General features: G+C 54.3%; 3 protein-coding genes. All 3 read right to left on the bottom strand.

Going from position 1 to position 14,234, the window contains the following annotated elements; genetic code table 11:
* Positions 1-1,281 (bottom strand): AMP-binding protein (locus A372_RS32890; RefSeq protein WP_019419049.1); only part of this gene is annotated, 1,281 nt, incomplete at its 3' end.
* 178 nt (positions 1,282-1,459) lie between these two features.
* Complete coding sequence (locus A372_RS38280) at positions 1,460-4,582, bottom strand: non-ribosomal peptide synthetase (RefSeq protein WP_019419050.1); 3,123 nt, start codon at positions 4,580-4,582, stop codon at positions 1,460-1,462.
* Positions 4,516-14,234, bottom strand: a 9,719-nt coding sequence (locus tag A372_RS38285) for a non-ribosomal peptide synthetase (protein WP_019419051.1), incomplete at its 5' end; no start/stop codon positions are given. The genes A372_RS38285 and A372_RS38280, both read right to left, overlap by 67 nt.

Consider the following 14,234-nt stretch of genomic DNA (forward strand, 5'->3'; position numbering starts at 1 on the left):
GAGCCGGACCACCCCTCGATGCGTGACGCAGACTCCTTTCGGAATTCCCGTCGACCCGGACGTATAGATGATGTAGGCCACATCGTCCGCGGTCCCTGCCGCATCCGTCAAGTTCGGCCAGCTTCCTTCCAGAGCCGTCTCTGCCGCTGCATCGAGCAAGACGGAATCGATGCTGTTCGGCATGCTTGTCTGCAAATGCGCCTGCGTGAGCAGGACGCTGATTGCCGTATCTTCCAGCATGGCGTTAGTCCGTTCCTCCGGATAGTCAGGATCGATCGGAACGTATGCCCCGCCTGCTTTGAGGATCCCCAGCAGTCCAATCACCATCTCTAGGGATCTCTCTACACAAATGCCAACCAAAGTGCCCCGTGCTACTCCTCGTTCCCGCAGGAGATGGGCAATGCGATTGGCAGCGGCATTCAGCTCCGCATAGGTCAGCTGTTTGTCCTCGAATAGCACCGCCACCGCGTCCGGAGTTTGTTCCTCCTGCTCTTCAAACAATTGGTGTATCGTCTTATCCCGCGGGTAGTCTGCTGCTGTATCGTTGAATTCATAAAGAAGCTGAGCCGTCTCCTGCTCTGATAGCAGGTTCACGTCTTGCAGCACTCTTTCCGGGGTATATAAAACGTCGGCAAATAAAGAGTTAACATGGTTCATTATTTGCGTAATGAATGGTTTATCGTATCGATTTTCGTTATAGGTCACATGTAATGAAATCACATCTTGTTCCCATTCAAATTGGAATAGGATATCGGAGACTACACTCTGACTGAATTCAATGGTATGTATTTCTTTCATAGAAACCATCGTATTTACGACAGGAACTCCATTTACAGCTTCTAAATGCAAATGCTCCGTCATCTTCCGAAAAGGGATGTTCTGATGATTGATTGCTGCGGTAAGCGTAGTTTTCAATTCGGTCAACAACGATTTAAAGGTACGGTTTGCACCTAGCTTATTTTTGAGAATCACCACATTGTTGATAGGCCGCCGTGTGTCCTTGGACTTTCTAACGATTGGCATGCCTACGATGACACTCTCTTCACCTGTATATTTGTAAAGCAAGCATTGGATGCCTGCTAGTAAGATCATGTATTCGGCCAGATGGGAACCTCTGCTCATATGACTAATTCGTTGCGATACGTCGGCAGATAAGCTGATGGAATTGGAATGATCGCGAGCTGTAACGCTGATTGAAGCTGTGGAGTAAGGCAGGATCGCAGGACTATCTTCAGCATCGAATTGCGCATTCCAAAAATCGGTTTCCTTTTCAAATGCCAAGTTCATCTTCTCCTCTCTCAATGGGGTACAACCAAGCTATTGCCGCTCCTATTCACCGGAGTGTGTGCTATTGCTATAAGTGCGTGTTCAAAAGACCACTTTTCAGCACCGAGAAGGTTGCAAGAACGATCTCTTCTACATAAGCGATAGCGCACACTCGCAACCGGTGAACAGAAGATTAGAACACAAAATCGATTTCTTCTGCTAAGGACGCCTCTTCATCTTCCTCTGCATTGCCGTGTAAGTGAATGTCACCTAAGCGGATAGCAGGCTGCTCACAGATCTGAGCCAAGATAGACAACAGATCCTCGGCAAAGTTGTCAACCATGTTTGTTGTAAACAATCGGGTGCAATATTCAAAGTGCCCGCTCATTACACCGTCTTCCAGCGCAATCTCCAGTGTCAGATCGAATTTGGCGACGTTGTGATGTTGCGTATACGGTTCTATGGTCAGCTCTCCGAAGCGAACGTTCCGGTCTTCTGTATTTTGCAAGACGAACATGGTGTCAAACAGCGGATTTCTGCTTGGGCTCCAAACGGCCTGTACGTGCTCCACAAGCTCTGCAAACGGATAATCCTGATTTTCATAAGCAGCCAAGGTCATTTCCTTAACCTCCTCCAGGTAGGAGAGGAATGACTTCTCCCCGCACGGATAGCTGCGCAATGCAAGCGAGTTGACGAACATCCCGATGAGCGGCTCCACATCCGCATGCGTTCTTCCCGCGATCGGAGTGCCCACGATGATATCTTCTTGATCCGAGTATTTATGCAGTAAAATCGTATAGGCCGCTAACAACACCATGTACAGCGTCGTGCCGGTATGCTCGGCGAGCCGCTGCAGCCCCCCGCTCATGTGCGAATCGATTACAAAATCAAGGGTGTCTCCTTCATGGCTCTGATGAGCCGGTCTTGCAAAATCGGTTGGCAATTCCAGCTGCGGGAGCTCGCCATCCAATGCGTCAAGCCAATACGCTTCCTGTTGTTTTATCCGTTCACTCTGCGCCTCTGATTGCTGCCATGCGGCATAGTCCTTGTATTGGATGCGCAGTGGCGGCAGCTCCTCCCCGCTGTACAAGCGGGCAAATTCCTCCACCAATATGCCCATGGAGACTCCATCAGAGATGATGTGATGCATGTCAAACAACATAATATGATGTTCCCGGTCTAATTCGATCAGACCGACACGCAGCAAGGAAGGCTGCTCCAAATCAAAGGTGCGGACGAATTGGTGCGCGATTGCTTCAGCCTCTTCTTCATTTGCCTGCATATACTCCACCGCAAATGCCGTATCCTGATGTACACGCTGCATCGGCTCGCCGCCCACCATCTCGAAGCTAGTGCGGAACACTTCATGACGTGCGATTAATCCGCGGAACGCTGCCTCGAATTGATTCCGGTCCAGTTGCCCTCTGATCGACATCGCTCCCGGCATATTGTAGCTTTGTTCTGCCCCTTCCACCTGCTGCACGATGTACAGCCGCTTCTGCGCAGAAGACAACGGATAATAATCGCTTGCTTCGACCTGCGGAATGGTCTGGAACTCTCGTTGTTCCGTTCTGCCGATAGCGAGCGCCATGTCTTCAAGAATCGAATAGCGGAACACGTCTCTCAACGGCAGATTGATGTTCAGCTCCTTATGCAGCTTGCTAACCAAGGTGGTGGCGCGCAAGGAATGTCCCCCGAGTTCGAAGAAGTCGTCCTTCACGCTGACGTGCGCCAGTCCGAGCACTTCTTGCCAGATTCGCACCAGCTTCACTTCGAGCAGCGAGCGCGGTGCAACATGTTCCTTGCCGCTGCGCATGCTTCCTCCCGGAGCCGGAAGCGCCTTGCGGTCGAGCTTCCCGTTCGCTGACAACGGCAGTCGCTCCAGCTGCACGAAGTACGACGGAATCATGTAGCCCGGCAATTCTACAGCCAACGCTGATCTCAGCTCGCTTACCGGCAATTCGCTATCTGCGGCGAAGTAGGCGCATAATGCCTTCTGCCCGCTCTCATCTTCCCTCGCGACAACGACCGCTTCCCGAATGAATTCCACTTGCAGCAGCTGGGCCTCGATCTCGCCGAGCTCGATACGATACCCCCGGATCTTCACCTGATGGTCGATCCGGCCCAAATATTCAATGCTGCCATCCGGCAGCCAGCGGGCTAAGTCGCCTGTCCGGTACATCCGCGCGCCCGGCATGAACGGAATCGTCACGAATTTCTCGGCCGTCAGCTCCGGACGCTTCAAGTAACCTCGCGCCAAGCCCACACCCGCGATGCATAATTCTCCGGCTACGCCAATCGGCTGCAGTTGATCTTGACGATTAACGATATAAATTTGCGTATTGTCAATCGGCTTCCCAATCGGCACGCTCGTATATGGCTGCCCGGCCTCACAATCATAGTACGTCACGTCTACGGTCGCTTCCGTCGGCCCGTACAGATTGATCAGGCGCGCTCCACTCGCCGGCGCAATGCAACGCTCGAATCTCTCGACTTGCGAGAGGGTCAGCGCCTCGCCGCTTGCGAACACCCGCGAGAGTGCCGCTAAGCTGCGCTCCCGTTCTGCAATCGGCTGCTCCTCGACATATTCGAGGAAGGCATGCAGCATGGACGGCACAAAATGCATCGTGCTGATATGCTGCTGCGCGATCGTATCCAGAATGACGGCCGGGTTCTTCTCCCCGCCGACCGGGAGCAGGCACACTTTAGAACCGACGAAGGCCCACCAGAACAACTCCCAGACGGAGACGTCAAATGTGATCGCCGTCTTCTGCATAATCGTATCGTTGGCGTTGATTGGATATTGCTTCTGCATCCACAGCAAGCGGTTGATGACAGAACCGTGCTCCACCAGAACCCCCTTCGGTTTGCCCGTCGTCCCCGACGTATAGATGACATAAGCAGCATCGCTTGCCTGGTTGACCCATTCCAGATTCGATCCATCTTCGGCGTAGGAGCTCTCATCGTCCAGATTGACGATGCGGCCTGCAAAGGACACGCTCTCTCCCGAACGGCCTTGCAGCAAGAGCACCTGCGCTCCCGAATCTTCCAGCATGTAGTGAATGCGCTCCTCTGGATAATCCGGAGCAATCGGCACATATGCCCCGCCAGCCTTCAAAATCGCCATGATGCCGACCATCATCTCCAACGAGCGCTCGACCATGATGCCGACACGCTGATCCGGTTGGACGCCTTGCGTTCGCAGCGTCCGGGCCAAGCGGTTCACACACTCGTTCAGTTCCCGGTACGTCAGCCGTTCCTGCTCGAACATGACCGCCACCGCATCTGGAGTTCGTTCGACTTGTTCTTCGAACATTTGAGGATCGTCTTCTCCCGCGGATAATCCGCCGCCGTATCGTTGAACACATCTACAATTTCCACTTTCTCCGCTGCTGTCGCCAGTTCCAGGTCTCCCACCGATATTTGCGGGTTGGCCGTAATTTGCTCAAGCACATGCACCAGATGCCCCGTCAACCGCTCGATGCTCGTTCTGTCGAACACGCTTCCGTTGAAGTCGAAACGAACGACGAGTTCTTCGCCCGGCACGACCATTAGGTTGAAATCATAGTTCGTTTGTTCTGCCACTTCGACGTCCGTGATGCTCAGCGTTCCGCTGTCCTTGCTTCCGGTTTGCTCCATCTGCTCATCCACCGGATAGTTCTCGAACACCATAATATGGGATATTAACTCCTGCTTTTGCGCACACTGTGCTTGTATCTCATACAACGGATAATAATCGTATCGGCCAGAGTCCAATGCCTGCTCCTGCAGCCGTCTCATCACCTGAGTAAAGCTCGTCTCCGCTGCGCAAGCGACGCGCACCGGAATCGTGTTGATGAACAGCCCGATCATCGTTTCAATGCCCGGAATTGCTGCCGGTCTGCCCGAAACGACCCCGCCGAACACCACATCGTCTGTGCCGTTGTATTTCTGCAGGATGATGCCCCAGGCCGCCTGCAGCAATGTATTCAGCGTCACTGAATGCTGCTTGGCCAGCTGGCTCATCCGTCCTGTCAAGGTCTTGCCCAGTTCGCACACGACATGCTCCAGCACGTAAGCTTCGTCTCTCCCTTGCGTCTTCCCTTGCGGCAGCAACGTCTGTTGGTCGTACCCTGCCAAGTATTCGCTCCAATACCCAGCTGCTGCTTCCTCGTCCTGCTGCTCCAACCACTCGATATACTGGCTGTATGATGACTGACTGTACGCTGGCAGTGCCTGTTCATCATGATGCTGCTTCATGTAGGAGCTATATGTGTCGAACAGCTCTTGCGTAAGCTGCGGCAAGCACCAGCCATCCATCAGAATGTGGTGGGAGCTCCAGAGCACGCGGCAGCTTGCTGCTCCCGTGCGCATCAGCGCTACCCGCACCAACGCATCCTGCTCCAAATCAAATCCCTTCAGCTTGTCTTCCCTTGCGGCGTGCTCGATATGTGCAGTCTGCTCGGCTGCTGGCAGATGGCGTAGATCTTCATAAACGAATGCAATCCGCTTGTCCCGGTACACAATTTGGAGTGGTTCGCCGTTCCAGCCGCTATAGAAGTTCGTCCGCAGTACCGCATGGCGCTTAGCCAATACGTTCAAACTCATCGCGAAGACATCCACATCGAGTACTCCCTGTATGGTGAATCGGGTTTGCTCGAAATAAGCGCCCGCCTGTTGATCGATAGCGTTGTGGAACCACATACCCTTTTGCATCGGCGTCAACGCATATATATTTTCGATCTCGCCAACGTGCCGCGTTTGCTCCACTATCAGCTCCAGTTCCTCCACACTCAACCCCTGCAACAGCACGTCGCTCGGCGTCAGTTCCGTGCGCTCTTTCGCTGCACAGTGCGCGATAATCTCCTGCAAGCTCTCACGCAGCCGCCCGGCCAGATCCTCCATCGTCTCCCTGCGGTATTCCTTCCGGCTGTAGCTCAGGTCAAAGGACAACGATCCGTCCGTAATGCCTCCGTTGATGTCCAACGCGTATTGGCGCACTTGCTTGCCACTTGCATCCGTGCCGCTCGAATACGGAGACATCTCCATCCCGTTGCTGTTCAGATCTTGATCAAACTGCCCCAAGTAGTTGAAGCTGATTTCGGGTGCTGTGCCCCACGCCGCGTCTTCCATCGTTCCGGACAGATATCGGCAGATGCCATACCCGATCCCCTTGTGCGGAATTTGGCGCAAGTCCTCCTTCACCTTTTTGATGCAATGGGACAAGCTCTTGTCCGGCTCCATCTCAAGCAGCACTGGATACTCGCTCGTAAACCAGCCCACAGTGCGCGAGATATCGACGTCCGCCATGATGGACTCGCGGCCGTGTCCTTCCAGATTCACCAGCATGCGATCGCGGCCGCTCCATTGCTGTATGGCCATTCCCAGCGCCGTCAACAGAATGTCGTTCATGTCGGTGTTGTATGCCCGGTGGACGTGCTTCAACAGCTGCTCCGTATCCTCCCGGCTCCATTGGACGCTGACAGATTCGCTATCCCGTTGCAAAGAAACATTCACTGTCCGATCTTTTGGCAGAGGCTTCGTGTTCGACTGCGCGATACGCTGCCAATACGATCGTTCCTGCTCTATGGCCGGACTCTGCGCGTATCCGCTCAGCTGCTTGGACCAGGTTAGATAGGAGTCCGTCTTCGCAGGCAGACGAATCGCTTCTCCCTTCAGCGCCTGCTCGTAACCTGCCGCGATATCCTCCAGCAAGATCCGCCATGAGACTCCGTCGGTAACAGCATGGTGAATGACGATTAACAAATGATGCCCGTGTGCGCAAGTGAATAACCCCGCTCTGAGCAGTGGCCCGGCTTGCAAATTAATACCGCTCTGTATCTCGTTCGCCTTGGCTTCGATCGCCCGGTAGCACGCCGGATCATCCGTGAAGTCCGCCACGTTGAGACTGTAGAGCTCGCCTTCTCCGATCCCTCTGTTCCAGGCCGCATACCCGTGCTCCGTCTTGCGGAATACCATCCGCAGCGCATCGTGATGCTCGGCGATCTTCTCCAGCGTCTTGCGAATCGCCGCTTCGTCGAAGCCTTCCTTCCGGTATAGCATGATCGATTGGTTATAGTGATGCGGGTCGGCGAACCGCTGCCCGAAGAACCAGTGTTGAATCGGCGTCAGCGCCGCCTCGCCGGTCACTGCGCCCTGGTCGGCTTTCCTGCCAATCGGCTGAATATGCGGACTTAGCTCCGCGATAGTCGGATATTTAAACAAGTCGCGTATCTCCAGCTTGTAACCGGCCTGATGCAGCCGGGAAGACACTTGAATCGATTTGATGGAATCGCCGCCCAGTTCGAAGAAGTGATCCATCAAGCCAACCTGCTCTGCGCCCAATACAACCTGCCACACGGCTGCCAGCGTCTTCTCCGCCTCGGTTCGCGGCGCAACATGCTCTGCTCCGGTATACGCGTTTCCTTCTGGAGCCGGCAGTCCCTTGCGATCAACTTTGCCGTTCGGTGTCAACGGCATGCGCTCCAATTGCACAAAATGCGCAGGAATCATATAGCCTGGCAATTGTTGGGCCATTGATGCTCTCAGTTCGCCTACCGTTAGAGCGCTGTCTGCAACGAAGTACGCGCACAGCACCTTCTGTCCGCTTCCATCCTCCCGCGCGACGACGGCCGCTTCGCGGACGCCTGCCGCTGCCAGCAGCTGGGACTCCACTTCGCCAATCTCGATACGATACCCTCGAATCTTCACTTGATGGTCGATCCGGCCCGCATATTCGATATTGCCGTCCGGCAGCCAGCGGGCCAAGTCGCCCGTCCGGTACATCCGCGCGCCCGGCATGAACGGATTGTCCACGAATTTCTCGACGGTCAAGTCCGGTCGATTCAGATAGCCGCGGCCGACGCCGGCTCCGCCGATATATAATTCACCCGTGTGACCGATAGGCTGCAGCGAGCGGTTATCATCCAGAATATACATCGTTACAGCCGGCAACGGCTTGCCAATCGGCAACGTCCGCAACGCATCCGGCGTTGTCCGTTCATAGTAGCAAGCATCGACGCAAGCTTCGGTCACGCCATAGCTATTCAGTATTCGCATGTGTGAACCGCAGCGCTCGGTCAGCTTATCGAATTCTGCCGTCGGGCAGTGGTCCGAACCCACGATCAACATCTTCAGGCTGCTAATGTCCAAGTTGTTGTCGTACACATAATCCATGAACGGGATGACGAGGGCCGGTGTCGATTCGAACATCTGTATCTGATGCTTGCGAATCAACTCAGAGATAGCCGCCGGGTTCGCCCGCGCCTGCTCCGGACACAGAATGAGCTCTCCTCCATACAGCAGCGTGCGGACCATATCCCCCGAGAACACGTCAAACGAGAAGCTGGCCCACTGCAGCCAGCGGATACCTTCCTCCTCCAGGCGATATTCGCGTTTCCAGGCGTCAGCTATGGCCACTAGTTGTCTGTGCTCGATCATGACGCCTTTCGGATTGCCCGTCGTTCCTGATGTGTAGATGACGTACGATAAATGCATCGGCTCATTGAGCGGCTCCAAGTTGGTGCCGTCTTCATGGTAGAACGCTTCTTCGTCCAGAATCACCCATGTCCCGGCAAACGCTACGCTTGCTTGCATATGACGCTGGGCCAGCAGCACCTGCGCGTGCGAATCGTCCAGCATGTAGCGAATGCGATCCTCCGGATATTTCGGGTCAATCGGCACATAGGCTCCGCCGGATTTCAAGATGGCCATAATGCCCACGATCATGTCCAGCGAGCGATCAGCCATGATGCCGACCAGTTGCTCAGGCTCCACACCCTCGGCCCTCAACGTGCGCGCCAGGCGATTCGCCCGTTCGTTCAGCTCCCGGTACGTCAGCTGCTTGTCCTCGTGTACGACCGCAATCCGATCCGGCGTGCGCTCCACCTGCTCCTCGAACAATTCAGGCACCGTTTTCTCCTGCGAGTGCCCTGCCTCCGCTCTGTTAAACACATGTTGAATCTGAGCCTTCTCTTCCTCCGTAAGCATGCCGAGCGAAACCAGCTTCGCCTCCGGCTGGTCGACAATGGAATCGATTAATTGTTGGAAGTGCTGCGCCATACGTTCTGCCGTGTCTGGTTTATACAAGGCAGTCGCATATTCCAGACTGCATTCCAGCCTGTCATTTTTTTCCGACACATCCAAACTCAAATCAAATTTGGATATCGTGTATTCGCTAGGATACGGCGTCAGCCGCAGTCCTTCGAGAGGGAAAGTCTCGGGCTCCGTATTATTCAAAGCGAACATAGTGTCGAACAGCGGATTACGGCTTAAATCTCTCGCGACCTGCAACTTGTCCACCAATTCTTCAAACGGATAGTTCTGGTGTTCATAGGCCCCCAAGGTCGTTTCCTTGACTTCCGCCAGATAGGAGCGGAATGTTTTCTCCCCTGCCGGATAATTGCGAATAGCAAGCGTGTTGACGAACATCCCGATGAGCGGCTGCAGATCCCCATGGGTTCTTCCCGCAATTGGCGTGCCCACGATGACATCCTCTTGGCCCGTATACTTATGAAGCAGGATGGTATAGGCTGCGAGCAGCACCATGTACAGCGTTGTCCCGGTTTCGGCCGCAATCCGGCGCAATCCTTCGCTCATTTGTGGATCGATGTCGAATGAAAGCGTGCTGCCAGCATACTGTTGCACGGCAGGACGCACATAATCCGTCGGCATTTCCAATACCGGAAGTTCTCCGCGGAACACGTCCCGCCAATATCCTTCCTGCCGCTTCATCCAATCCTGCTGCGCTTCGGACAGCTGCCATGCGGCATAATCCTTGTACTGGATACGCAGCGGCTCCAACGCTGCTCCGGCGTACAAACGGACGAACTCTTCCACCACGATCCCCATCGAAACGCCGTCGGAAATGATGTGGTGCATATCATACAAGAGCACATGACGCTCCTTCGCCAATTCGAGTAAACCTATTCGCAGCAACGGCGGCTTCTCTAAATCGAACGTGCGGACGAAATCTCGTACGACCGCCTCGACTTCTTCCTCGTCCGCCTGCCGATATTCCACTGCAAAATCCACTTTCTCATATACTCGCTGCACCGGTTCGCCATTAACCATTTCAAAGCCGGTGCGCAATGTTTCATGACGCGCTACGATTCCGTGGAACGCTTCTTCGAATTTCTCCTGATCGAGCATACCTTCAAGGAGCAGTACGCCCGGCATATTGTAGCCTTGCTCGGCCCCCTCAATCTGGTGGAGAATATACAGCCTCTTCTGCGCAGAGGATACCGGGTAATAGTCTCTTGTTTCAATCGCTGGTATGGACATATATGTGCGTTGTTCCATCTCTGCAATCGCGCAAGCCATCTCCTCTATCGTCGAGAAGCGGAAGACGTCCCGCAACGGAAGATTGACATTCATCTCTTGGTGCACCTTGTTCACCAACGTGGTCGCACGCAAGGAATGGCCGCCAAGCTCAAAGAAATTGTCTTTGACGCCGATGCTTTCCAGTCCAAGCACATCTTGCCAGATACGCGTCAAGTCGGACTCCAATAGGGTCCGCGGCGCTATATATTCCGTGCCGGTATTTACGCTGTCTTCCGGAGCCGGCAGCGCTTTGCGGTCGATTTTCCCATTAGGCGTCAGCGGCATCCGCTCCAATTGCACGAAATATGCGGGAATCATATAGGCTGGCAACGCATGCGACAGTTCTTGCCTCAATTCGCCCACCGTAAGCTCACGGGCGGCCACGAAGTACGCGCATAACTGCTTCTCCCCGTGTCCGTCTTCCCGTGCGATGACGATGGCCTCCCGAACAGGATCCACCTTCGTCAATTGCGCTTCCACTTCGCCGAGTTCGATCCGGTAGCCGCGAATCTTTACCTGATGATCGATCCGTCCCAAATATTCGATATTGCCATCTGGCAGCCAGCGGGCCAAATCGCCCGTTCTGTACATACGTCCGCCTGACTCGAAAGGACTATCCACGAACTTGTCAGCCGTCAGTTCTGGACGGTGCAGATAACCGCGCGCCAAGCCATCGCCCGCTACATACATCTCTCCAGCTACACCCACAGGCACGCATTGGCGATTCGCATCCAGCACATATACCTTCAAGGTCGGGATCGGGCGCCCGATATTGCTTTTCGCTTGCTCGATTTCCACTTGAGTAATTTCTTTATAAGTGACATGGACCGTCGTTTCCGTTATTCCATACATATTGATTAACTGGGTATGCGGATATTTCGTTTTCCAATCTTTCAGCAGCTGCGGATTTAATGCTTCTCCTCCGAAAATGACTTTTCTTACTTTCAGTTCTTGTCCGGGCTCTGCCAGCGCTTCCCGCAGCAGCTGATAAAAATAAGTCGGTGTCTGGTTCAATATGGTCACTTGCTGCTCGTGAAGCAGTTCCAGGAACTGTGCCGGATTTTTGGCGGTCAATTGCGGCACGACCACCAATCTGCCTCCGTATAACAGCGCCCCATACATCTCCCAGACCGAGAAATCAAAGCAGAAGGAGTGGAACAATGTCCACGTATCCGCCGAATTGAAGTCGAACAGATTTTTGCTGTTGAACAATAAGCGCACGACATTTTTATGTTCAATCAATGTCCCTTTCGGCTTGCCCGTTGTACCAGAGGTATAGATGACATAAGCCAAATCGGACGGCTTGCTGGCCGTTGCTGGATTAGAGCTGTCTTCAACATAGGATTGCTCGTCATCAAGCATCACGACTGTCCCATCAAAGCCAACTTTGTCCCGCAGATCATGCGGAAGCAGCAGCACCTGCGCTCCAGAATCGTCCAGCATGTAGCGAATCCGCTCTTCCGGATATTCCGGATCAATTGGCACATAAGCTCCGCCGGCTTTTAAAATCGCCAGAATACCGACTATCATTTCTGGTGAACGCTCGGCCATAATGCCCACCAAGCTATCCGTCTGCACGTCTTTTGCCCGGAGCGTATGCGCCAAGCGATTGGCACGTTCGTTCAGCTCCCGATAAGTTAACTGAGCATTCTCGAAAATTACGGCCACTGCAGCCGGGGTACGTTCCGCTTGTTCTTCGAACAGCAGGTGAATCGTCTTCTCCCGTGGATAGTCCGCTCCCGTATCATTGAACCGATCCACAAGCTGAACCTTCTCTTCTGCCGTCAACATCTCCAACCGATCTAACCGGTCCACCGGCTCGCCAGTGACGGCTTCAACCAACTGGCGGAAGTGCTGTGCCATCCGTGCGACCGTTTCCCGCTGGAACAAGGCGGTGGCGTATTCGATGCTGCATGCCAGCCCTTCCTCTTCTTCTTCGATGTGGAAGGTCAGGTCGAACTTCGCGACAGGATGTTCTGCCGGATGCGGCAACAGCTGCAGCCCATCGATATCGAACGTTCCCTGCTCCGTATTCTGCAGGACGAAGACCGTATCGAACAACGGATTGCGGCTTGCGTCCCGCGGCACCCGCACATTTTCCACCAGTTCTTCAAATGGATAATCCTGATGCTCATAGGCCCGCATCGTTGTGTCTTTGACTTCCTCCAAAAAGGACAAGAATGTCTTCTCCCCGGCAGGATAGCTGCGAATGGCCAGTGTGTTGACAAACATTCCGATGAGCGGCTGCAGATCTCCATGCGTTCTGCCTGCGATCGGCATCCCCACGATGATGTCTTCTTGCCCCGTGTATTTATGCAGCATGGTCGTATAAAGTGCCAACAGCACCATATATAATGTAGCTCCGGACTCAGCAGCTAGCTGCCGCAGGCGCTCCGCCTCGCGCCGCTGAATCGTGAACTCGAACGTACTGCCTTCATAGCTTCGGAACAGAGGCCGCGCATAGTCCGTCGGCAATTCCAAGACCGGCAGTTCCCCGCGCAGCGCATCCAGCCAATAGGCTTCCTGCTGTTTCGACCAATCCTGCTGCGCTTCAGACTGCAGCCAGGCGGCATAATCCTTATATTGAATACGTAAAGGCGAGATCTCTTCTCCACGGTACAACCGGACGAACTCTTCGATCAGAATCCCGATCGAGGCCCCGTCGGATATGATGTGGTGCATGTCGAACATCAGGAGATGGCGCTCCTTCGCAAGCTCGATCAGACCGATTCGCAAGAGCGGAGGCTTCTGCAAATCAAACGCGCGGATGAAAGCATGAACGGCTTCACCGGCTGCTTCTTCACTTGCCTGCGCATACTCCACCGCAAAATCCACTTCTTCGTATACCCGCTGCACAGGTACGCCATCCACCATCTCGAAGCCGGTGCGCAGCGTCTCATGACGCGAAATCAGCTTACGGAACGCTGTTTCGAGCCGCTCCCGATCAAGCGGTCCTGCGAGTGTCATCACGCCCGGCATGTTATAGGTCTGCTCGGCGCCCTCCAATTGATGCAAAATATATAGCCGCTTCTGGGCCGAAGACACTGGATAGCATTCTCTTTCGCCGACCTGAGGGATCGCTCTGTATTCCTCTTGCTCCATCCCGCCAATCACTTGCGCCTGCTCTTCAATAGTCGGGAAGCGGAACACCTCACGCAGCGGCATGCTCACATGCAGCTCCTGTTGAAGCTTGCTTACCAGCGTCGTTGCACGTAAAGAGTGTCCGCCAAGCTCGAAGAAACTGTCCTTCACGCTGACCTTCTCAAGTCCGAGCACTTCTTGCCAGATATGCGCCAGCTTGGATTCCAGCGGTGTCCGCGGCGCGACATGCTCTATTCCTGTCATGATGCGGCCTTCCGGCTCCGGCAGCGCTTTGCGATCGACCTTTCCGTTCGGCGTCAGCGGCATCCGCTCCACCTGCACAAAGTGTGTCGGGATCATGTATCCCGGCAGTTCTTGCGACAAAGCCGATCTCAGCTCGCTTGCCGTAAGCTCTTTATCCGCTGCATAATACGCGCACAACATATTCTGGCCGCTTTCGTCCTTCCGTGCGATCACGGCAGCACTCTGAACCGGCTCCACTTTCAGCAGATGCGCTTCCACCTCGCCAAGCTCAATCCGGTAACCGCGAATTTTCACTTGATCATCGATTCGTCCCACGTATTCGA

It is taken from the genome of Paenibacillus sp. OSY-SE (assembly GCF_000283315.1).
GTDB lineage: Bacteria > Bacillota > Bacilli > Paenibacillales > Paenibacillaceae > Paenibacillus_B > Paenibacillus_B profundus.

Coding starts and splice junctions, on each gene's coding strand:
- A372_RS38280 (WP_019419050.1), bottom strand. CDS start 4,582: ATGTTCGAAGAACAAGTCGAACGAACTCCAGATGCGGTGGCGGTCATG.